The organism is Jannaschia sp. L-14R (assembly GCF_056857695.1).
The window spans coordinates 223,805-245,598 of record NZ_JBSXNP010000010.1 but is presented as its reverse complement, the minus strand read 5'-3'; the positions used below and the strand labels follow the sequence as shown (position 1 = coordinate 245,598).

General features: G+C 63.2%; 23 protein-coding genes and 2 pseudogenes. 21 read left to right on the top strand and 4 right to left on the bottom strand.

The window, feature by feature from the left end:
- The first annotated feature begins 36 nt into the window (after nt 1-36).
- The gene (locus AC13C2_RS09570; RefSeq protein WP_482886682.1) at nt 37-1,227 is read left to right on the top strand and encodes a DUF932 domain-containing protein; all 1,191 of its coding nucleotides are present in this window, start codon (nt 37-39) and stop codon (nt 1,225-1,227) included.
- Nucleotides 1,228-1,301: 74 nt separating this feature from the next.
- On the opposite strand, the gene AC13C2_RS09565 is transcribed toward AC13C2_RS09570, so the two are convergent.
- A complete protein-coding gene (locus AC13C2_RS09565) occupies nt 1,302-1,991 on the bottom strand; it encodes an RES family NAD+ phosphorylase (RefSeq protein ID WP_482886681.1) in 690 nt (229 codons plus the stop codon).
- Nucleotides 1,988-2,377, bottom strand: coding sequence for an antitoxin Xre-like helix-turn-helix domain-containing protein (locus tag AC13C2_RS09560; protein WP_482886680.1), 390 nt, complete (start codon nt 2,375-2,377; stop codon nt 1,988-1,990). The genes AC13C2_RS09565 and AC13C2_RS09560 overlap by 4 nt, the downstream gene beginning before the upstream one ends.
- A 170-nt stretch (nt 2,378-2,547) precedes the next feature.
- Between AC13C2_RS09560 and AC13C2_RS09555 the strand changes: the two genes are divergently transcribed.
- The 5 genes from AC13C2_RS09555 (at nt 2,548) to AC13C2_RS09535 (ending at nt 8,550) form a co-directional block, all read left to right on the top strand.
- Nucleotides 2,548-4,677, top strand: coding sequence for a ParB/RepB/Spo0J family partition protein (locus tag AC13C2_RS09555; RefSeq protein ID WP_482886679.1), 2,130 nt, complete (start codon nt 2,548-2,550; stop codon nt 4,675-4,677).
- Between the two features lie 100 nt (nt 4,678-4,777).
- Nucleotides 4,778-5,821 carry a DUF7146 domain-containing protein gene (locus AC13C2_RS09550; protein ID WP_482886678.1) on the top strand — a complete coding sequence of 348 codons (1,044 nt, stop codon included), beginning with the start codon at nt 4,778-4,780 and terminating at the stop codon, nt 5,819-5,821.
- A 251-nt stretch (nt 5,822-6,072) separates the two neighbouring features.
- Nucleotides 6,073-6,999, top strand: coding sequence for a DUF2493 domain-containing protein (locus AC13C2_RS09545; RefSeq protein ID WP_482886677.1), 927 nt, complete (start codon nt 6,073-6,075; stop codon nt 6,997-6,999).
- 118 nt (nt 7,000-7,117) lie between these two features.
- Nucleotides 7,118-7,570: a hypothetical protein gene (locus AC13C2_RS09540; protein WP_482886675.1), complete on the top strand. Its 453-nt coding sequence runs from the start codon at nt 7,118-7,120 to the stop codon at nt 7,568-7,570.
- Nucleotides 7,571-8,211: 641 nt separating this feature from the next.
- Nucleotides 8,212-8,550, top strand: coding sequence for a DUF736 domain-containing protein (locus tag AC13C2_RS09535; protein ID WP_021100681.1), 339 nt, complete (start codon nt 8,212-8,214; stop codon nt 8,548-8,550).
- Nucleotides 8,551-8,825: 275 nt separating this feature from the next.
- Here AC13C2_RS09535 and AC13C2_RS09530 read toward each other — a convergent pair whose 3' ends face one another.
- A complete protein-coding gene (locus tag AC13C2_RS09530) occupies nt 8,826-10,856 on the bottom strand; it encodes an ATP-binding protein (protein WP_482886674.1) in 2,031 nt (676 codons plus the stop codon).
- Between the two features lie 170 nt (nt 10,857-11,026).
- Between AC13C2_RS09530 and AC13C2_RS09525 the strand changes: the two genes are divergently transcribed.
- From AC13C2_RS09525 to AC13C2_RS09515, 3 genes are read left to right on the top strand one after another with little or no spacing between them, the layout of a single operon-like run.
- Nucleotides 11,027-11,296 (top strand): hypothetical protein, encoded by a 270-nt coding sequence (locus AC13C2_RS09525; protein WP_482886673.1) that lies wholly within the window; start codon nt 11,027-11,029, stop codon nt 11,294-11,296.
- Nucleotides 11,293-11,610 (top strand): type II toxin-antitoxin system RelE/ParE family toxin, encoded by a 318-nt coding sequence (locus AC13C2_RS09520; RefSeq protein WP_482886672.1) that lies wholly within the window; start codon nt 11,293-11,295, stop codon nt 11,608-11,610. Before AC13C2_RS09525 ends, AC13C2_RS09520 begins: the two co-directional genes overlap by 4 nt.
- A gap of 4 nt (nt 11,611-11,614) precedes the next feature.
- Complete coding sequence (locus tag AC13C2_RS09515) at nt 11,615-12,850, top strand: hypothetical protein (protein ID WP_482886671.1); 1,236 nt, start codon at nt 11,615-11,617, stop codon at nt 12,848-12,850.
- Nucleotides 12,851-12,958: 108 nt separating this feature from the next.
- On the opposite strand, the gene AC13C2_RS09510 is transcribed toward AC13C2_RS09515, so the two are convergent.
- On the bottom strand, nt 12,959-13,198 hold the full coding sequence (locus AC13C2_RS09510; RefSeq protein ID WP_482886670.1) for a helix-turn-helix domain-containing protein: 240 nt from the start codon (nt 13,196-13,198) through the stop codon (nt 12,959-12,961).
- Nucleotides 13,199-13,338: 140 nt separating this feature from the next.
- Between AC13C2_RS09510 and AC13C2_RS09505 the strand changes: the two genes are divergently transcribed.
- The 12 genes and pseudogenes from AC13C2_RS09505 to AC13C2_RS09450 all read left to right on the top strand — a co-directional run bounded on the left by AC13C2_RS09505 (nt 13,339) and on the right by AC13C2_RS09450 (nt 21,545).
- Nucleotides 13,339-13,611, top strand: a complete 273-nt coding sequence (locus AC13C2_RS09505; RefSeq protein WP_482886669.1) for a DNA -binding domain-containing protein — start codon at nt 13,339-13,341, stop codon at nt 13,609-13,611.
- Nucleotides 13,612-13,741: 130 nt separating this feature from the next.
- Nucleotides 13,742-13,912 (top strand): transcriptional regulator domain-containing protein, encoded by a 171-nt coding sequence (locus AC13C2_RS09500; RefSeq protein ID WP_209056323.1) that lies wholly within the window; start codon nt 13,742-13,744, stop codon nt 13,910-13,912.
- A 28-nt stretch (nt 13,913-13,940) separates the two neighbouring features.
- Complete coding sequence (locus tag AC13C2_RS09495) at nt 13,941-14,486, top strand: DUF2285 domain-containing protein (RefSeq protein WP_482886668.1); 546 nt, start codon at nt 13,941-13,943, stop codon at nt 14,484-14,486.
- A gap of 176 nt (nt 14,487-14,662) precedes the next feature.
- Nucleotides 14,663-14,944: a helix-turn-helix transcriptional regulator gene (locus AC13C2_RS09490; protein WP_417607201.1), complete on the top strand. Its 282-nt coding sequence runs from the start codon at nt 14,663-14,665 to the stop codon at nt 14,942-14,944.
- A 4-nt stretch (nt 14,945-14,948) separates the two neighbouring features.
- The gene (locus tag AC13C2_RS09485) at nt 14,949-15,407 is read left to right on the top strand and encodes a DUF2840 domain-containing protein (protein WP_482886667.1); all 459 of its coding nucleotides are present in this window, start codon (nt 14,949-14,951) and stop codon (nt 15,405-15,407) included.
- Entirely contained in the window at nt 15,404-15,925 is a 522-nt protein-coding gene (locus AC13C2_RS09480) for a S26 family signal peptidase (protein WP_482886665.1), read from the top strand. Before AC13C2_RS09485 ends, AC13C2_RS09480 begins: the two co-directional genes overlap by 4 nt.
- The gene (locus tag AC13C2_RS09475) at nt 15,918-16,622 is read left to right on the top strand and encodes a lytic transglycosylase domain-containing protein (RefSeq protein ID WP_482886664.1); all 705 of its coding nucleotides are present in this window, start codon (nt 15,918-15,920) and stop codon (nt 16,620-16,622) included. Before AC13C2_RS09480 ends, AC13C2_RS09475 begins: the two co-directional genes overlap by 8 nt.
- A 532-nt stretch (nt 16,623-17,154) precedes the next feature.
- The gene (locus AC13C2_RS09470; protein ID WP_482886663.1) at nt 17,155-18,627 is read left to right on the top strand and encodes a relaxase/mobilization nuclease domain-containing protein; all 1,473 of its coding nucleotides are present in this window, start codon (nt 17,155-17,157) and stop codon (nt 18,625-18,627) included.
- A gap of 17 nt (nt 18,628-18,644) precedes the next feature.
- Nucleotides 18,645-19,583: pseudogene (locus AC13C2_RS09465) on the top strand (type IV secretory system conjugative DNA transfer family protein); the annotation flags it as partial.
- Nucleotides 19,532-20,080: pseudogene (locus AC13C2_RS09460) on the top strand (TrbG/VirB9 family P-type conjugative transfer protein); the annotation flags it as partial. The pseudogenes AC13C2_RS09465 and AC13C2_RS09460, both read left to right, overlap by 52 nt.
- Entirely contained in the window at nt 20,077-21,276 is a 1,200-nt protein-coding gene (locus AC13C2_RS09455; RefSeq protein WP_482886662.1) for a TraB/TrbI/VirB10 family type IV secretion system protein, read from the top strand. The pseudogene AC13C2_RS09460 and the gene AC13C2_RS09455, both read left to right, overlap by 4 nt.
- Nucleotides 21,273-21,545 carry a DUF2274 domain-containing protein gene (locus tag AC13C2_RS09450; protein ID WP_482886661.1) on the top strand — a complete coding sequence of 91 codons (273 nt, stop codon included), beginning with the start codon at nt 21,273-21,275 and terminating at the stop codon, nt 21,543-21,545. The genes AC13C2_RS09455 and AC13C2_RS09450 overlap by 4 nt, the downstream gene beginning before the upstream one ends.
- Nucleotides 21,546-21,794 lie beyond the last annotated feature (249 nt).

The window sequence follows — 21,794 nt, the reverse complement described above, 5'->3', positions numbered from 1 at the left end:
GAGAGGCTTTCGGCCGCCCGTCGCGGGAGAAAACCCATGAATACCGAAATTATCGATGCCGGGCGTGATATCAGCGGCGGCTACAAGGTGGATGTGTCGCGCGGCACGAACGTGGATCGCGTGTCGTCCGAATGGTTCTCGCGGCCGGATGACGAGCGGTATCTGTCGCTCGACGATCTCTTCGCATCCGTCAAAGGCCGGGCGGAGCGGAGCCGGACCCGGACGGTGGATAGCGCGGCGATCCGGGTCGAGGCGGATCGCGACAACCCGGAGAAGCTCGGGCTGGTCCTGCCCGGGGTGGATGAGCCGATTGCGCCGACTCATTGGAGCTTCGGTCAGCTCTCGAGCCTGGTCGGCGCACCTGCGGCCTATTTGCGGCAACTGCCCGCGCCGCTGGCGGGCATCAACCTGCAGTACGGGCTGACGAACCACCGGGCCGAGCAGATCAAGACCATGGAGGTCGCGAATGGCCGCACGGAACTGCGCGCCGTGACCGGACCCGACTACGGCCGCATCTTCGACCATGAACTGGTCTCCGCCGTCCAGCGCATCGCGGGCAACGGCACGGGCGACACGCGCTGGAAAGTGCCGGGCGTGCTCGACTGGTCGACGGGCATCTACAACCCGCGCGTGGACGTGACAAAGGAGACGACGACACTCTACGCCTCGGACCGCGACGTGTTCCTGTTCCTCGTCGACGATCTGAACCCGATCGAGGCGGGGCTGCTGCCCGACGGCTCGCCCGATCTCTATTTCCGGGGATTCTATTGCTGGAATTCCGAGGTGGGCGCCAAGACGCTCGGCATCGCCTCCTTCTACCTTCGGGCGGTTTGCCAGAACCGCAACCTTTGGGGCGTCGAGGACTTCCAGGAGATCACCATCCGGCATTCGAAATACGCGGCCTCCCGCTTTGCCCATGAGGCCGCCCCGGCGCTCAGCCGCTTCGCCGAGTCCTCGCCCGCGCCCTTCATCGACGGCATCCGTGCGGCGCGGGAAAAGATCGTTGCACGGTCGGACGAAGACCGGCAGGACTTTCTGCGAAAGCGCGGGTTCTCGAAGGCGGAGACGGGGCGGATTGTCGAGACGGTTTTGGCCGAGGAAGGCCGCCCGCCCGAGAGCGTCTTCGACTTCGTGCAGGGGATCACCGCGGTTGCCCGGTCAAAGCCGCAGCAGGATGCGCGGCTGGTGATGGAGGGCAAGGCGAAGGTGTTGTTGGAGAAGGTATAATGCCGTTTAATATGTATGTTTTTCAATGCTCTAACGAGTTAATCTCAAGCACTAAATGAAGATTTCGAGGGGCGTTATAGCCCCTCGATTGTGTACTCGGGTGCACCTTGCCAGACCAGCTTCCAGCTCGCGCCAGGGCGGACATTCTGGATGATCCCGGGATCGCAGGCGACGAAGCACCGCCCGCCCGAATGACGGACGGAGGGGTAGATCAGCCCGCGATGCCCCTCTGATCTCAGATCCGCTGCAAGGCGCTGCCCGGCCGCGTAACCCCGCTCGGGGACCGGATCGAGCGCCGGATGCTCCTCCCCGTGCAAATCCGGGAAATCCCCGATGAAATCCGCCAGCAGTTCCACGTAGCGGGCCTCGTCCTCGTAGCGGCCGATGAAGCCCAATTCACGGGTCCGGTGAAACCCAACCTCCTGCGCGCTCGTCAGCATGTCCCAGGCGCAATACCACGCGCCGCGCTCACCGGTGTTGAACCGGTTGCCCGAGGGTCGCGTGTAGGTGAAGGCCGCATTGATATGGCTATGACCGTAAAGGGTCAGGTCATGAGACCGCCGCGCGAAGGCCAGTTCGCGACGGTCGAGCGCGGGGCTGCCCTGCGCTTCAGCGATCAGGCGCGCACTGGTCTCGCCTTCGATCTCGGCGAGAACCGCGGCCTCCTCGTCACTGTCGACCAGCCCCCGCAGCACTGGGGGCTTGTGATGGGTCTCGGAAATCAGCCTAACAAGAGCACGGTCATTGACCGACGTAATCCTCAAACCCCGCCCCGCAGTGCATCGACATAGCCCCGCACGCGCAGGATCTTGGGTAATCCCCCTTCGATCATCGCGTCCACGGGCCGCGCACCGTCGAACTCCGGACCCCGGTTCGGCAGCTTCGCCCACTCCCGCGAGATCGGTTCGTTGAAGTAAAGCTCAAGCGACTTGTAAAGGCCGATCAGCGCGCTCAATCGCAGCATCTGGTCCCGCGTCAAATCCCCCGCAAAATCGGGCTTCTTCGCCCGCTTCCAGGTCGACTCCGACATGTCCGCCAGTGCCGCCGCTTCCCGCAGGGTGAGCGACCAGGCGTCCGCAATCCGAGCGAAGGCCTTGAGAGCAACACCCTGCCGGTCCGGTGCAGGACGTTCTAGAACAACGTTTTCCATGTTTTTGCGCTCCTTCATAGCTTGACTGATGATATAAGTCCATATGGATCGCATTGCAAGTCCATATGGCCTATTTGGTGCCTCCAGAGTAAGAGGGGTGCCGGGTTTTCCGTGACGGGTTTGGAGGTCGGGAGAGAGGCTCCCGGCTGGCCTGTCGCGGAGATATCCCGATGACAAAGCAACAGAAAATCACCCTCAGCGCCTCGCGCGACATTCCCTTCAACAAGCTGATGCTCAGCCAGTCGAACGTGCGCCACGTCAAGGCCGGCGTGTCGATCGAGGAGCTGGCCGAGGACATCGCGCGGCGGACGCTGCTCAGCTCCATCACCGTGCGGCCCGTGCTGGACGACAGCGGCGCCGAGACCGGCATGTACACGATCCCCGCCGGCGGGCGGCGGTTTCGGGCGCTGGAACTGCTCGTGAAGCAAAAGCGGATGAACAAGACCGCGCTGGTGCCCTGCATCGTGCGAACAGACGGGCTCGCCGAGGAGGACAGCCTCGCCGAAAACGTCCAGCGCGCGCCGCTGCATCCGCTCGACCAGTTCCGCGCCTTCCAGGCGATGCGCGTCAAGGGCCGCACCGAGGAGGAGATCGCGGCCGCCTTCTTCGTCTCGGCCAGCGTGGTCAAGCAACGGCTGAAGCTCGCCGCGGTCGCGCCATCGCTGCACGACGCCTATGCCGAGGAGGAGATGACGCTCGACCAGCTCATGGCTTTCACGGTCAATCCCGACCATGCGCGACAGGAACAGGTCTGGGAGGCGCTGCAGCGGCATTATTCCCGGCAGCCCTACGAGATCCGCCGCATGCTGACCGAAGGTTCGGTGCGGGCCTCGGACAAGCGGGCGCAGTTCGTGGGGCTCGACGACTACGTCGAGGCCGGGGGCGAAATCCTGCGCGACCTGTTCCAGCAGGATGACGGCGGCTGGCTGCAGGATGCCGCCCTTCTCGACGTCATGGTGCGCGAGAAGCTGGCCGAAGAGGCGGAGGGCGTACGCTCCGAGGGCTGGAAATGGGTCGAGGTCGACACCGAGTTCCCCTATGGCCACACCTTCGGGATGCGCCGGGTCCACGGCGAGGCGGTGCCGATGACCGACGAGGAGGCTGCCCGCTACCAGTCGCTGAAGGCCGAATACGACGCGCTCGAGGCCGAGCATGCGGAGGCCGACGAGTTGCCCGACGATGTCGATGCCCGGTTGGGCGAGATCGAGGAGGCGATGGAGGCGCTCGAGGCGCGTCCGATCCGGTTCGAGGCCGACGACCTTGCGCTGTCCGGAGCCTTCGTCAGCATCGACAGTTCCGGGCGGCTGCGGGTCGAACGCGGCTACGTGCGGCTCGAAGATGAGCCCGTCGAGGAGGTGGAGGACACCGGCGAGATCGCACCGGAAACGGCGCCGGTCGAGGACTCCGACAACACCGTTGCGTCGGCTTCGGACGAGGAGGAAGAGGACGACGGCCTGAAACCGCTTTCCGACCGCCTCGTCATGGAACTGACGGCCCATAGGACACTGGCACTGCGCAATGCGCTGGCCCAGGATCCGCAGGTCGCCTTCCTCGCGGCGCTGCACGCGATGGTCCTGCGGCTCTTCTATCGGCATGCCGTCAGCAGCTGCGTCGAGATCGAACCGCGCAACGCGGGGTTCGGATCGCAGGTGCCGGGCCTCGGCGACACGGCCTATGCGCAGGCCATCGACCAGCGCCACGAGACCTGGGCGCGCAACCTTCCGAAAGCATCCGAGGATCTCTGGGAGGCGCTGACCGAGTTCGACAGTTGCAGCCGCGAGGCGCTCTTCGCCCACTGCGTGGCGATGAGCGTGAATGCCGTCCACGACCCCTACCAGCGTCGCCCGCGCGCCATCGCGCATGCGGATGTGCTGGCCGGGACCGTCGGGCTCGACATGGCCAAGGCGGGCTGGACGGCAACAGGCGACAGCTACCTCGGTCGCGTGACCAAAGCGCGCATCCTCGAGGCCGTGTGCGAGGCAAAGGGCGAGGACGCCGCTGATCGGATCGCGGGGCTGAAGAAGGCCGAAATGGTGACCGCCGCAGAGGACCTGCTCGTCGGCACCGGCTGGCTGCCCGACGCGCTGCGCACGCCGCCCCTGCCGGAAGAGGACGCGCCTGAGATCGAGTTGATCGACGACGCCGACACCGCCGACGGAGGACCTTCGGACGACGATCCCGACAGTGGCGAAGCGCAATCGGCGGAAGACGGCGGCGAACCGGCTGTCGGAGATTCCGACCCCTCGGGCGAAGATGATCCCGTCGCCGGTGACGCCTTCGCCCGGACAGCAGCCGAGTGACCTTCGAGCAGGTCGGAGCTCCTTCCCCCCGAGTTCCGGCAGCCGGGGTCCGCCAGAAACGGCGGGCCCCTTTTTCTATCCACGACAGGAGGCACAAAGCATGCACAGCCCCGCCGCCGACATCGCCCGCCACCTTGCCGAGGATGCCGAGGCCGTCTGCCGTCATTACCTCACGAACGGGCGCAAACAGGGCCAATACTGGATCGTTGGCGATGTGCAAAACACGCCGGGCCGAAGCCTCTATGTCCGACTGACCGGTCCGATCTCTGGTCCCGGTGCCGCCGGAAAATGGACCGATTCCGCAACCGGGCAGCACGGGGACCTTCTGGACCTGATCGCCCTGAACATGGGTATCACCACGCTGAGGGACGCGCTGGACGAAGCGCGCAGGTTTCTCAGCCTGCCGCAGACGGAAGGGTACCGCGTGACCGGCCGGCCAGCCAGTCGTGGCTCACCCGAGGCCGCGCGGCGGCTCTGGGCCATGGGCCAGCCGATGTCGGGCACCTTGGCCGAACGCTATCTCGCCGGACGCGGCCTCACCGGGCTGGGCCATCTCGACAGTCTACGGTTTCACCCGAACTGCTTCTACTGGCGCGAGGATCACGCACTGAACGATCCGCCCGAGACTTGGCCCGCCCTGCTCGCCAAGGTGACGGACCTCGATGGACGGCTCACCGGCCTGCACCGCACCTGGCTTGACCCCGCCACTGCGGACAAGGCCCCGGTCATTCCACCGCGCAAGGCGATGGGCAATCTCCTCGGCCATGGTGTTCGCATGGGCAAACCGGTCAGCGTGCTGGCCGCAGGCGAAGGGCTTGAGACCATGCTCTCCATGCATCTGGCCCTGCCGGGGTTGCCTGCGGTGGCGGCTCTGTCCGCCAATCATCTCGCAGCCCTGCAGTTGCCCGCCGATCTTCGCCGCCTCTACATCGCCGTCGATGCCGACCCGGCAGGCCTGTCCGCCGCAGACCAACTGGCGCATCGGGCCATTGGGGCCGGGATCGACGCGATCCACCTCTCCCCCTGTCTCGGCGATTTCAATGACGATCTGCGGGCCAATGGCCGCGACGCGTTGCGCGCGCATCTGCGTCCGCAACTGGCGCCCGAGGATGCCGTGACCTTCCTCGACCACGCCATCGATTGATCGGGATCGGCGCAGCCGGCCAGCGCCTCCGCGATCAGAGCCACGCCTTCCGGCCCTCCGAGAGCGGGCTAGACGGAGCAGAGCCCGGACGGTCCCGCAACGGCCATGGCCGTCCTCCGCTACGCTCCGGTTCCACCCCATCGCGCGGGCGCGACGGGGACCCCTGAGAATGCAGACCCGCCCGGCCCCCGCTTTTCCGTCGCCCGGGAAGGCCGCGAGAGGCGCGGTCTTCGACAAACGGAGACGACATCATGACCGACACACATCTTCAAACCCGATCCTCCACCGCCGTCGTGCTCGAGGAACTGCAGCTCTACGGCTGGCGCCCCTTCACCGACGAGCCCGATCCCCGCCCCTTGCCGGAGCCCGACGCCATTCGCACCGCCGTCGTCGACATTTTCGACGCGCTCGTCACGACGCTGTCTGACACGCGGCTGGAACCCGACCTCGAAGATCTGCTCTGGTCCACTACGAACCTGTTTCACCGCATGGCGACGCGGATAAACCGTGAGCTCGACAGCAACGAACAGGCGCAGAAACGGGCGCAGCGCGAACAGGACGGCTCCGAGGTCCGCTCGGTCGAACTGGAAACCCTGATCGCGGAGGGCATCACGCTCATCGAACGGCGCAATGCCTTTGAGGCCATGCGCGATCTCGCCGCCGAGGGCTTCGAGGCGCATCTCGGCCAGACCTGGCACCCGCGCACGGGCAGCCACGTGAAACGCCGCACCCTGACCGCCTCGTTGATCGACAGCCGCGATCACTTGGCCGCAAGACGTAGGGCCGATCTGGAACCGCTCCTGCCCCAAGGCACAAAAATCGCCTTCACCGGCGGGCTGGACTGCAACGATCACGCGGCCATCTGGGCAGCGCTCGACCGCGTCCACGCGAAACACGCTGACATGGTCCTGTTGCATGGCGGCGCACCGCGCGGGGCCGAACGGATTGCCGCCGCCTGGGCCGACAACCGCGGCGTGACGCAGATCGTCTTCAAGCCCGACTGGACGCGGCACGGCAAATCGGCCCCCTTCAAGCGCAACGACCAGCTGCTCGACACCCTGCCCATCGGGCTCATCGTCTTTCCGGGCTCGGGCATCACCGAAAATCTCGCCGACAAGGCCCGCGCGATGGGCATTCCCCTCTTCGACTTCCGGCCGAAAGCCGCCCCACTGGCATGACCGGATTTCCGCCGATGCCCGCCCCGGACCCTCCCGGGGCGGGCCGTTTTCTGCTATGATTTGCCCGTGCCAATGGAGGAGGTGGCGGCGCGATCCTTGTTCTCGAAAGGAGTGCCTCATGTTTTTCTCCACCCTCTTCACGCTGTTCGGCCTTGGTGCCCTCTGCTGGATCCTGTTCAACTTGGCCGTCTACGCCCTGCCCTTCGCAATCGGGCTGACGTCCGGCATGTATCTGTATGAAACGGGCCAAGGCGTTTTCCTGTCGATCATTGCGGGCCTCTTCATCGGCGGCTTCGTCGCCGCTCTCGGAGAATTCGCCTTTGACCGCATCCGATGGGCCCCGCTCAAACTCGCAATCGGTCTGATCTACGCGGTCCCCGCCGGTATCGCCGGATTTCATGCGGCAAAGGGTCTTGCCGAGTTCGGCAGCGCGGGCGACGCGACCATCACCCTCCTGTCTTGGCTGGGCGCGTTGGTCGTGGGCGGGACCGCTTGGGCGCGGGTGTCGGGCTGGTCCGAGGTCAACGCCATGTCCGACCCGCATCCGCACAGGTCTTTCGACGAACACTGAACGCCCTGTGAAGCTTGCGCCGGTGCCTACCGTCCCTCCACATCGTCAGCGTGCGCCGCAACCGATTGCTGCAAAAGGTCTCGATCCTCGCCGTCACCGCAGCGTTGCGGTTGGGCGGGATCGGCTGAGCAAAGCCAGATCACTGAGACCCACGTTGTGGCGCATGGCCCCGGTCGCGCATGCACCTGGATCGCCGGCAGACCGAACATCACGGCAGACAAACACAGACACAGCGAGAGGGGGCAATCCCGGAGCAGCGAGGCACGTCCGGGACATGCACCGTTTCCGCCTGCACGCCAAAACCTGTCTTTGCACGACGTCCGCTGCCGGGGTCTTGCGCGGTCCAGAGGTAGCCTGTCATCCCCTCTTCCATGGCATGACGCCACGCGTCCCTTGCGGGCCTCTCAGCGGCTGATCTGACCGGGATCGGCTGACGCCTCGACCGCCTAGGCCGCAACGGCCGGTCCGGACTTTCTTCCCCTGGCGGACGCCATTCCTCGCGCGGCAAGAAAGACCGGCCTTGCCGTCCTCCGCTGGCGCTGCGGGCCACAGGGGCTGCGTCTGCGGATCGCCCCGGTCCTGACGATCGCCATCGAGGCCGCGAAGGGCGCGGGCTCGAACAAGCCAAAAGGAGATATGACATGGCCACCATCGGAACCTTCAAGAAGACCGGCAGCGAATACGTCGGCGAAATCGTCACCCTGAGCGTTCAGGCGAAAGCCGTCCGCATCGTCCCCGAGGACAGCACCCCGAACGACAACGCCCCCTCCCACCGCGTCTTCGTCGGCCGTGCCGAGATCGGCGCCGCCTGGTCCAAGCGCTCGACCGAGGGCCGCGACTACCTGAGCCTCAAGCTCGACGACCCGAGCTTCACCCAGCCGATCTACGCCAACCTCTTCGACGACACGGTGATCGAAGGCGGCGAAGAGACCTTCAGCCTCATCTGGTCGCGCCCCAACACCCGCCGCAACGGCGACTGACAGCAGACCGCCCCGTCCGGGATCACCGGGCGGGGTGAACTTTGCTCGTCTTATGTTGACCGCGAGCGGCTCGCGGTGATGCTTAAACACAACGCGTCCAGAAAACCTGCCGTTGCGGATGTCGTCAAGCACTGTGGTGCAGCTTCGCAAGAATAGACTTTCGGACTTCGTCTTATTGATGCATTAGCCTTAGACCTTAGAACAGCTCGTTCCGTACTATACCTCTACCCATGCTTGTAAGACTGCTCAAATAGGCTGCAACCAACATGAACCGGCTACTGCGCCGCCGATAGTACTCCCTTCGTCTTGCGGTCATAGTTTGACCGTCCCTCAAGCATACTAACGAACGCCTCATTGCGGTTGCTGGCCCGGTCAATTAATCTATCGAACGCAAGTACTTCGATAATTAGGTTCAACTCCCTATAGTAACGGTAGGCCATCTGCCCGCCAAAATTAGTGCGGATGAAGTCTTCCGTTTTCAAGTAGCGCTCAAGCTTATCGTTCCAGTCGGCCAAAATGTATCCACGCACCATGGATGTGTCATCAATCGCGATTTCCCGTCCGCCAGAAGTGATGACTTTGCCGCGCTCACGGATGTCCAAGACTTGGTTCTTCAACTGGTCTACGGGGTTCTTTGTGTCGGCCTCCTTAGTGCCGTCATAATCCTTTTTCTGAGGTCGCTTCATTTCAACAATCATGAGCTCATCGTCATTATTTATTAGTAAGTCGTGCGCAAATTCACCCTTTCGCCGAGCGTTTCCTTCCGGTGTTCGGTCACTTGAGATGTAGCGCGCATAGGCAAGATCGTCGTCAATCAGCCAAAGATTGTGAGACGAATAGTCGATTTGCTCACTGTCCCTGTATCGAGGGTAAATCAGCTTGTGGACCTTGTCTTCCGTCGCTAAGCCGTCATCGTCTTTGTTGAGCAACTGCCGGAAGACTTGAATCACGTTGTTCCGGTATGCCACGTAGACCGCCAATGCCTCTTTGGCATCTTCCGGTATCTTGTCCCGCACAAGCCGTACAAGTTCTTCGACGCTCGTTTCTTCACTCAGCTTGGTGAAATCAAATTTCTGTCGAAAGCGTTCGACAAATAAGTCTTGCGCCAATTGTTCGCGGGTTTCTGTGATGCCGCGCTTCTTGACAAACTCTTCGCTGGTCTTGCCGCCCAAGCCACGCCTCAGAAGCGGATCAATCGCAATTAGGTGGTCAACGTGTTCTTTCATCTTTGATCGTCGGCCGGACGTGTATGCTTGTTCAAGGTCCAAGATGTGCGCTTTCGCCATCGCAATCAGATGGTCCTTAATCGACTTCTTGGTTCTGTTATGGTCAATCTTACCGTGTAGGTTTGTGATCCGGTCACGCGACTGGGAAGACTTAAAGAAGTCGCTCGAAACAGCCACCAAGTAGTAATATCGGAATTCATCTTCGCCCTTCATTTCGATGAATGGGTTCGAATTCAAGCCAGAAGAAATGCTTTCCAGGTCGCTTGCTGCGCGGTTGTTCGCATAAAAATATAAGCGATGCTTCTTGGCGTGTTCTTCCCCAACTTTGAAATAGTCGAACGTAAATTCAACGGTCTCACTGCCTATGATCATTTCCTCTTTTCGATTGCCACCGACCGCTAGAGACTCGTGGAAATACTGATATATGTTGAATTTTGCACCCTGAATGCTGAGGACGAAGTGTTTTGGCACTTTCTTCTGAATGAACTCGATAAGAAAGTGATCCAAAAGCGCAGATACAATGTCTTCTGCAGTGTGGTTGTGTTTCCGTTCTTTGCCCTCCAAAACGAAATAGTCTTCAAAATCTGCCTTGGGCGAGCGCATTAACACCGTAACGCCACAGTCATGCGAATGCGCCCCGGCACCATCTGCCTCTTCGACCACGATTAGGTTGTCATCGCTCGAAAAAGGATCGTAACGATAGCAGCCTTTCGTCTGCATCCCGTCTGAAATTTTCTGCCCCGATGAATAGAAGACTCTGCTATAAACCTTGAACGCCATAAACCGGCCAAAACCCTTGCCGCCGCGCTCATACTTGTTGCCCGTAAGAGGCGTCAAGAAAGCTGATAGGTTTGCGTCATCGAAGCCACTGCCGTTGTCTACGACCGTGACTTCGCGCGCTCGATCGTCAAAGACCACATCCAAGCGGCCTTTTTCTTCCAAGGCGTCATCCCACCTATCTTCAATTGAGTGTAAGGCATTGGAAATTGCCTCGTATATGGGGAAGAGGAAGCCATGCAGGCCGTCCGGCAATGCAGCGCGCTTTACTTCCGTAGCCAAATCGATCGGTTTATGTTTCAAATAGAATGGCCTTCATGTTTCAGCATTGCGTCCGTGATGGGCTTGGCCCCGTCAGATCTTTGTATCACTTGGTTTGAACAACGCCAACGTCCGCTCACCGCCCCAACCCGAACAGGTTGCAAATCTTCCAACGCTCGTTAATATGACTAAGTCATACCACGGAGCCAGACATGACCGTCAAGACAACCCTCAGCTTCACCGACCGCCACCACCGGTTCCTGATCGACAAGGTGGGCCAAGGCGTCTTTGCCTCGCAAAGCGCGGCTGTGGCGGCGGCGCTGGAGCAGATGATGCGCGATGAAGAGGAACGCGAGCTGGCCCTTGGCGCGATTGCCGAGGAGATCCGGGCGCGGCTCGACACGCCACGCGCCGACTATGTCCCAACCGAGGACGCCTTTGCCACCGCGCGGGCACGGCTGCAGGCTGCGCGTGAGGCGTGAGCTATTGCATCCGGTTCCATCCGACGGTCACGGATGATCTCGACGCGATCACGCGCTGGCTGATCGACTATGCCGGCCCGCAATCCGCCTCGCGCCGGCTGGACGAGATCGAGGCCACCATCGCCAGCCTCGCTGACCTGCCGCACAGGGGCAGCCGCCGGGACGAGATTGCCCCCGGGCTGCGCGCTATTCCAGCAGGCCGCAAGGCCGTGATCGCCTTCGCCGTCGACGATGATGCCCGCGAGGTTCATATCCACGCCGTAACCTATGCCGGAGCCGACTGGATCACGCGCAGCAAAGCGCGCGGGCGGTAGCAGCATGGCGCGCAAACCTGTCCACAAATGGGCCTTCAAACCCGGCATGCGCGCAAGCGCTTTCGGATGGCGCGGCTCCGCCAAGGCGACCCAGCGGTTGAAATCGGCCAGCGCGGAGATCCGGGCCGTAAATCGCGCGGAGCCTGTCACGGCGGCGGACGGCGTGGTCGCATTGGCCGCGCGGATCTGGCCCGCGTTTGAGCATATCGACACCTCGTCGGGTGCGCTTGGCACCGCCGTGCGCCGCACACTTGATGACCTTGTGCCGATTCTGATCGCCGCCCCTGCGGATGAAAAGACGCGCGCAAAATGGCTGGAGCAGCTGCGCGCGGCGATCGAGGACGATGGCGTCGACTACCTCGCCCCGATCTCGGAGCGGTTCGGCGAGATCGCTATATATCCCGCGCTCATGACCTTACATGCCGACCGGGATCTCGTCTTGATCCATCGCGCCTGGTCGGATTGGGAGCGGTATTCCCATGTCAGCACCGCGACGCTCACGCTGTCCTGCCTGCTGGAGGCCGGGCGGTATGACGATCTGCTGGCGCTCCTCGCGGTCAAGAAATCCCGGCTGTGGTTCGATGACAAGTTCGGGGCCGAAGCCCTGCTTCGACAAGGCCGCGAGGATGACGCATTGGCCTATGCCGAGGCGCTTCTGGAGGGGGACCGCCAGACATGGGGCCATCACGACATCTGCCGGTTCTGCGAGGCGATCCTGGTACGCCAAGGCAAGGCGGACGAGGCCTATCGCCGTTTCGGTCTGCCCACTGCAAGCGGGAACACCTGGCTGGCGATGTGGCGCGATCTGGTCAAACGCTACCCTGACCGAGATGCCCGTGCATTGCTGGAAGACCTGATCGCGCTCCACGGTCGCAAGGGCAAATGGTTCGCTGCGGCCAAGACCGCGACGTATTTCGACATCGCCCTCGACTGCGCGGCCGATCATGAGGCGGCCCCAGCGACGCTCATCCGGGCTGCCCGCGATTTCGCGATCAAGCAACCAGCCTTCGCTGCCGATGTCGCTCTGCATGCCATCAGGCATCTTCTGGCGGGCCGTGGCTATGAACCCAGCCCCTTCGACATAGACGAAGCGGTCGATCACCTGATGACTGCCAGTACGCGCATCGACCGGCGGGACTGGGCCATTAGGGCGCTTCAGCGACTGATGGAGACCACGCCCGGCGATGATCTGATGCAACGCCGCCTTGGCCAGAAGCTGACCGAACTCAGTGCTGAATAGCGGATTGATCGCTATGAAAGACTATCCTGCGCAGCGCGATGAAACCAACCCATGCTCTGCCCTGACTTCGCAAGTTTCGGCCCAACAGCTGACTGCCCGGGCGAACGATCACGGTTTTCGGGAACGCACATCGCCTTCGGCGCGTTCTTCGATCAACTGTGCTGGTGCCACATCCAGATGCGTCGCGACCCGCTGAAGAGTCTGCAAGGTGACATTCTGCTGACCGCGCTCCATTGAGCTGACATGCGCGCGGTCGACATCCATTGCAGCCGCCAACGCAGCCTGTGTCAGCCCGCGCAATTGGCGGTAGTGCTTGAGATTCCTTGCAAAAACAACGCGGATGTCCATCCGCGAGTAAAGAACCTATCGCGTATTTTGGTGCGACGTATTATAATACTGATCTACCATCTGAATGACCGCAATCCGACCTTGCACACGCAATCTGATGTGCTGTTATGAGCCGTAACGCCCAATGGCGAGGGGGAATCATGTCTGCCACCGGCACCACGCCGATCGCTGATCTCGCACCGCAAAGCGATGACCTGACCGACTACGACCATGCACACATGACGCTGTACCTGCGCCTGTTCGACGCTGCTGAAAGCGGTGCAAGCCTGCAGGAAGTCAGCCAGATCCTGTTCGGCATCGATGCGGTCAAGGAACCGGAGCGTGCCCGAAAAATCTATGACAGCCACCTCGCCCGTGCGCGCTGGATGACCGAACACGGCTATCGCAAGCTGTTGAAGGGTCGTACTGGCTGAACTCCGCGTAATCTGGCTCCCATCGGCAAACACCCGCGCAGGTTGCGCAAGTTGACCCTTCGCGTCGTCGTTTTCTTGCGCCTCCCGGCTATACTTTTCCCCATCGAAACCTCTGATGCGGAGCTTCGCCATGACCAGGGATTGGCAAGACGAAGCGGCGTATCGGCATTTCGACAGCCTCGACCTGTCCGGGCTGGCTTGGGAATGCCTGCGCCGCAATTCAGACTATCGCGCCACCTACCCGCTGATGCGGGATGGATTGAGATCACCGGCTGCATGGGGGTTGCGATTTCCCGGTTGATCCGGACATCGACGCACCCAATGCACCCGTGTTCTGGACGCCTTCAATCGCCCCGGCAGCGGTCGGGTATGCTGTGCCGGTCCCCGGCGGTGACGCCGCCGCGCCGCATATCGATGCAGATGATCTGACCGTCATCGGAACGCAGGATGGCCTGGTGTATGTGCGCCTGGAAACAGGCGCGTTGCTCGTGCTGGATGCCAAAAGCCTCCAACGCCCGATTGGGATTCTGGTGCCGCTGGACGAACATTGGGGGGCACGGGTCGACATACTCAAGGCGCTTCGCGCGCAGCTGTTGTACCGCAAACGATCCCCTCCATCCCTGACGCCGCAGCAGCGGCGGCGCATTCAGCTTGCACTGCGCACGCTCGACGCGCGCCGGGATCGTGCCAGCTATCAGACAATCGCGGGGCATTTGTTCGGCGCAGAGGCTGTGTCGCGCGAGCATTGGAAGACCAGCTCCCTCAAGGCCCAGATCACCCGACTGTCGGCCCATGGCACGCATCTGACCACCAAAGGCTATCGCTTTCTCCTTCTCGGCAAAGGACCCACGGAGCGCTCCAAGCCGCGCAAGTGATCACCGCGCGATCTCCGAAAATCGAACCCTCATCAGTCCCTGATCCTGTTGGCCCTTGGGGGTGACGTTTTCGCGCCGCGATCTTCGTCATCCCTTCCCATGGCCCGTCTGCGTTTTGATGACCTCCGACAGCCCGCGACGCGCCGTCGCTAGGCCTAGCCACCGGAGATACTCAAATGCCCGACCCAAATGAAGGACTACCGCCCCGCTACCTCAGAACCCCGGAAGCCGCCCGATTTCTCGGTCTGTCTGGCCGCACGCTGGAAAAACACAGGACTTACGGGACCGGCCCGCGCTATTCGAAAATCGGCGGGCGTGTTGTCTACGCGGTCGATGATCTGCAGGCCTGGGTCACACGGGGCGAGAAAAACTCGACCTCGGACGAGACCGAAGACCGCGTCCTGCCTGCCAAACGCCATGCCGCCGTTTCGCCGGCCTATCTGCGGCGTGGGCGCTGAGCCGATGCAGACACTTGTCCACCTCACCTGGATCGAAGGGCGTATCGAGCGCTGGATCCGTTTCGGTCGGATGGCCGGGGAAACCATCCTGACGCGCACGGAAAAGCGCGTGGCCTTCGCTCCCGGCGCGATCTTCGCGCTCGTCCGCTGGTCGTCGAACGACTATGGCACCGTTGAAAGCCGGATCGACATTCTGCGCGCCGTTGGTGCAGGCGAGCCCTGCTCCACGGTGCCCTGTGTCACGCCAGGCGGAGAGCTTTTGCTGCGCCTCTCCGGTTGGCCCAAGGTCGAGGCGGCCCTGCGGTCCGTCGATATCGTGGAAAGCTGTGGCATCGCACCGGAAGATGTCTGCCCCGACCATTGGCGGCAGGTCCACAACCGCCTGACCGCTGCATTGGAGCCTCGGCCCTACACCCCTGCCCGGCACGCGGCCTGGCTCAAGCGTCGCATGGTGACGTCATGAGCGCGGCGGCCCCTCCCCTCCTCGCGGCCGGTTTGTCCCTCGGTTTGCTTGCAGTCGCACCGATCGACCTCGCACCGCGTCTGATTTGGAATGCCTCAGCAAGCGTGCCGATCGGCCTCTACGTCGTTCGAGCGTCACACGGGCCATCGCTGGGCGATCTCGTTGCCGTGCGCCTGCCGGAAGACCTGTCATCCTGGGTGGTTGAGCGCGGATATGTCGGTGCGGATACCCTGCTGTTGAAACGCGTCGCGGCCGTCTCCGGCATGACCGTCTGTCGCGATGGTCTCGATATCGCCATCGGCGGTACCGTCATTGCCGAGGCAGCATCCGCTGACCAACAGAGCCGCCCGCTTCCCCGTTGGACGGGATGTGTCACGCTCGGCTCCGACGAGGCTTTCCTGCTCCTTGCCGGTGTCGCAGACAGCCTCGATGGACGCTATTTCGGGCCCTTGTCAGCGGACACGATCCTCGGGCGTGCCATCCCTCTTTGGACATTTGGAGGGGCGGCAGATGCGTAGTCTCGAACCCAGGCACAGCCGTCGGCACGCGGGCGTCACGACCACGCTTTTACTGATCCTCTGCATGCCGATCACCGTGGCACCATCCGCCGTGATCGCTCAGGACCGCAGTGTTCCAGCATCTGAGCAGCACTCCATCGACATCCATATCGCAGAAGCCGCGCGCAGGTTCGGCATCCCGCAGCCCTGGATCCGTGCCGTCATGGAAGTCGAGAGCACGGGCAATCCGCGCGCGGTGAGCCACGCGGGCGCCATGGGGCTTATGCAGATCATGCCCGGCACCTGGGCCGAATTGCGTGTAGCCTATAGGCTTGGCAATGACCCTTTCGATCCACGCGACAACATCCTGGCCGGTACCGCCTATCTGCGGCAAATGTACGACCGGTTCGGTTCGCCCGGCTTTCTCGCGGCCTACAATGCGGGCCCTGCACGCTACCAAGAGCACCTTGATACAGGGCGCGCCCTGCCGCGTGAAACTCGCAATTACCTCGCCATCCTCGCACCCCTCATCGGCGACGGGACCAGCGTTGCGCGGGCAGTCAGCCGCCCGCACAGGACGCAGGACTGGCGCGACGCCCCGCTGTTCGCGGCAACGGCTGAGGAGCGTCAAACCCCGGGTGATGACACCCAACAGATTGCGTCTGACGCGACTCGAAACGGCATCTTCGTGCCTCACAGCCGGGGGCAAACGCCATGATCCGCGGAATCGCACCATGGCGAGGTCTGGAAAGCTCTGTCGCAGGAATGTGCCGGGGCGGGTCGACGCGCAGGGTCTCAACAGAAAGAGCGCAAGATAAAAGAGGTGCCGCAAGCGGACCTCAAGTTGTTGTTTCTCTACGAGGATTTGCGCGGCACATCCAAGCTGCATGCCGCAGGACTTCATCTAAATTACTGGTTTTGCGATATTCTTTGTGCGGCAGCATGTTCTGCGAGCGTGCGCAACCATGACCGGGCGCGACGACGACCTCCGTATCCGGCCCGGGCGAATCCGCGACGGCGGCAGGACCTCGAAGCAACCGACACGCTTTGTCAGTGAGGTAATGCGCGCTGCCCGCAAGTCCGGTCAGACTGGTTATCGTTTCGGAGCCAAGCAATCTCAATCGACTTCCGGATCATTCGGACGTGGGCGCTTTCAGAGAGCAGCGCTGAACATGTCACGCACATCTCGGCGCGTCATAGTCAATGCACGCGTCGTGCGCCACCAGGGCAAGCGCTTTCGCTCCGCGCCCATGGCCAAGCATCTCGGCTACCTGCAGCGCGATGGCGTCGGTCAAGACGGGCGCGACGCCGACTTGTTCGGGTCTGAACGCGATGATCTCGACCGGGGCGGATTTGCGGCGCGCTGCGAAGACGACCGGCATCACTTCCGGTTCATCGTCTCGCCGGAAGACGCGGGCGACTTGGAGGACCTGCGCGCCTTCACCCGGGATCTGATGGCCCGCGCGGAGCGGGATCTCGGAACCGGATTGGACTGGGTCGCCGTCGATCACTGGAACACCGACAATCCGCATATCCACATTTTGGTGCGTGGAAAGGCCGACGATGGCCGTGATCTCGTCATCTCGCGTGACTACATCAGCCGGGGGCTGCGAGCGCGCGCGGAAGACCTCGTACAACTGGAACTGGGACCCCGCAGCGAACGGGAGATTTCCCAAGCGCTCGAAACGCAGGTCACGGCGGAGCGCTGGACCGATCTCGACCGCGGCCTGCGATCGCTGGCGGACGATCATGCCGGCATCGCCGACCTGCGCCGCGGGACGCCGGAGCCCCGCGATCCGGAGCTCCGCCGCTTGATGATCGGCCGCGCCCAGACAATGGAGAGGCTCGGACTCGCCGAACAAATCGCCCCTGCCGTCTGGGAGTTGAAACCGAATGCGGAAGACACCTTGCGCGAGCTAGGGATGCGCGGCGACATTATCAAGAGGATGCACCGGGCCATGGGCGCCGACCGCGACCGCGCAGCGGGTGATTTCGCCATCGAAGGCACGCCCACCGCGCCGATCCTCGGGCGGCTCGTGGAACGCGGCTTTCATGACGACCACGCCGGCACCGGTTATGCGATCATCGATGGCGTTGACGGTCGCGTTCATCACCTGCGCTTTAGGGATCTCGATGCGACCGGCGACACGCCGCAGGGTGGTATCGTCGAAACCCGCCTCTGGACAGGGAAGACGGACGGGAAATCGTTGCTGTCACTTGTCGGTAGATCCGATCTGTCGCTTGCTGCCCAAGTCGAGTCCGATGGCGCCACCTGGCTCGACTGCCTCCACCTCGCCCGCGACCGCGGCCCGTTGAGCGATGCCGGTTTTGGCGCGGAGGTTCGCCACGCGTTGGAGAGGCGAAAGGATCATCTCGTCGCCCAAGGGCTCGCCCAAAGGCAAGGCCAGCGCGTGACCTTCATCCGCGATCTGCTGGCAACCCTGCGCAACCGGGAACTGGACGGCATCGCCCAAGACCTCACCGCGCAAACCGGCCTCCCCCGTTACAAGCCGAGCGAGGGCGAGCCCGTCGCCGGCACGTTCCGCCGACGCCTCGATCTCGCATCGGGCCGCTTCGCAATGATCGACGATGGCCTCGGATTCTCGCTCGTACCCTGGACCCCGCAACTCGAACGTCATTTCGGCCAGACCGTCACAGGCACGATGACGCCCGGCGGCGGGATCGATTGGAGCCTCGGGCGCAAGCGCGGGCTGATCCTCTGAGCAGAAAGGACATCACCATGAGACGTCAGGACACGTCATCGGCCACCAAGATCCTCTGGGGCCAGATCATCATCGTCAGCATCGTGGCGCTACTCTTTGTCTGGGCAGCCACGCAATGGGTCGCGTTTCGTCTCGGGTTCCAACCCCAGCTTGGCGCGCCTCTGACCACCCTGTTCGGCCTGCCGATCTACCGCCCGTGGCAGGTCTTCACTTGGTGGTACTGGTACGACGCCTACGCGCCGCGCGTCTTCATGGAAGGGGCCGCGATCGCCGGCGCAGGCGGGATCGCCGCCATTGCCGTCGCCATCTTGCTGTCGGTCCTGCGGGCGCGCGAGGCGAGCGACGTCACGACCTATGGCTCTGCCAGATGGGCAAACCCCAAGGATATCACCGCCGCCGGGCTGTTCGCGGAAGACGGGGTCGTGCTGGGTCGTCTCAACAAGCGCTACCTCCGGCATGACGGCCCGGAACACGTGCTGTGCTTCGCCCCCACCCGCTCCGGCAAGGGCGTCGGTCTCGTCATCCCAAGCCTGCTGACCTGGCCCGGCTCCGCGATTGTCCACGACATCAAGGGCGAGAACTGGCAGCTGACGTCCGGATGGCGGGCGCGGTTCGGGCGTGTCCTGCTCTTCGATCCAACCAATGTGGCCAGCGCCGCCTACAATCCGCTGCTCGAGGTCCGTCGCGGCGAGCGCGAGGTGCGGGACGTGTAAAACATTGCGGATATCCTCGTCGATCCCGAAGGCCAGCTCGAGCGGCGGAACCATTGGGAGAAGACCAGCCATTCCCTTCTGGTCGGCGCGATCCTGCATGTTCTCTATGCCGAGAAGGACAAGACACTGGCAGGCGTCGCGGCCTTTCTGTCAGATCCGCGGCGTCCCATCGCCGCCACGCTGACTGCGATGACACCACCAGCGGGTCGGGCCGCACCGAGCGCGTCCATATCCTCGTCAAGCCCACGCGCCCCGACATCGCCACCAACCTCGTCGTCAATACCGACCGGCGCACCTATCACATCGAATTGCACGCGGACGAAGAAACCTGGATGCCCAGCGTTGCATGGGCCTACCCGGAAGTGCGATCCACGCCCCGCGCCCCGATCCTCCGGCGTCCGGCAATCCCGCCCGAGGCAGAACGGCACTACCGCTATGGCCTGCAGGGCGACACGCCGCCCTGGCGGCCGGTCTCGGTCTTCGACGATGGACGGCGTGTCTATGTCGTCTTCCCACCCGGCATCGCCCAAGGCGAAATGCCCCCGCTCTTCGTGATCGGCGCGGATGGGCGTGGCCAGATCATCAACACCCGCGTGCTCGGCAATGTGCTGATCGTAGACCGGCTCTTCGGGGCCGCAGAACTGCGTCTCGGAGAAAGACAACAGCAGGTCGTGCGGATCGTACGGACGGATGGCGACCAGCGCCCGCCGCGCGCGCCCCAGCCAGAGGTGGAGCGATGACACAAACCCCTGATATGCAAGAGCCGCCACGGACCGAGGAAGACATCGCCCAGGAGCTCCGTCTCCGGCCCGATCCGCCCCGTGTCATGCGCCTGTCCCGCCGGGCCATCGCCCTTGCCACCGCCATCGGCGGACTTGGCCTTGGCGCAATCCTGATCGTGGCCCTGCAAGACAACCGGCAGGAGGGCACCCAGACCGAGCTCTTTTCTACCGAACGCATTCAGGCAGCCGAAGGGCTGTCCACATTGCCTCGGGACTACGCCGATGTCCCGCGTCTCGGCCCACCCTTGCCCGGAGAGTTGGGCCGCGCCATCCTTGGGGCGCAAGATCGCGGCCAGCCGGTCCCGGCACCGCCCCTTTCCGGTCCATTGGCCCCCACAGTCGATCCCGAGGAACAACGGCGCTTTCAGGAACTCGACGCCGCCCGGCTGAGCGCCCTTTTCGCCGAGGCGCAAACCGTGCCGCGCGGCGGAGCACAGGCCACACCGACGCCCCCCGCAACCGGCGCGCTCTTCCCCTCCACATTGGGCAGCCCTACGGCAAACGATCCGGTCTCAAACCGGGAGGCGTTCCTTACCCGTCCCGGAAACACGGACACCGTCAGTGCGCAGCGCATGACGCCGCCGCCCAGCCCCTACATCCTGCAGGCCGGAACGGTGATCCCGGCCGCCCTGATCACCGGCCTGCGCTCCGACCTACCCGGCCAGATCTCGGCCCAGGTGACTGGAGACGTCTATGACAGCCCCTCCGGGCGATACCTGCTGATCCCGCAAGGGGCTCGGCTTCTGGGAGAATACGACAGCCGCATCGCGTCCGGGCAAAGCCGCCTGCTCCTCGTCTGGACCCGCCTCATCCTTCCGGATGGTCGCTCCATTGTGCTGGAACGCGCGCCCGGCACGGACGGAACAGGCGCGTCCGGCCTGCAGGACCGGGTCAACTATCATTGGGGTCGCGTCTTTCTCGCCGCAGGCCTCGCCACGATCCTGAACCTCGGCCTGGAAAGCGGGGCCGACAGCGAGGATGACGTCGCCCGCGCCATCCGCGAGGCCGCGCAAGACACGATCGGACGGACCGGAGACGAGATCGTCCGGCAGCAGCTCGCCGTCCCGCCGACACTGACCATCCGCCCGGGCTTCCCCGTCCGCGTCATGGTCACCCGCGACCTGATCCTCGAGCCCTTGGGAGAAGTCCGATGACGAAGCTGAAGCTTGGTCCGATCCATGACGACAAACCGGTCAAGCTGACCGTGGAACTTCCCGCCGATGTGCACCGCGACCTCTGCGACTACGCGGCTGTCCTGGGCCATCAGACCGGCCAGGACCTTGAGCCCGCCCGCCTCGTCGCCCCAATGCTTGCCCGCTTCATGGCCACGGACCGCGGGTTCGCAGCAGCGCGGAAAACGGGATCGAGGGCGAACCGCAAGAAACCAGACCCATCGAAGTCTCTGGATACCGATCAGGGCTAAGTATCTGAGAAAACGTAAGTCTCTTGGCGGATCGCATTGCACATGGATCGCACATAGGCACCCCCTACCCGCCTGAAGTTGCGACGTAGTCGAGCCGATCCTCCATGGGTGGCTTCGGCAAAGTCATTCAACGTTTGCGGGAGCGGACATTCCGACTGACCGCAGCGAAGGTGTCGGAAGAGCCCATAGTACCGAATGCCGCGTGATGCATGGATGGCTGCTTTTGGAGTACCGGGGTTCAAATGCTTC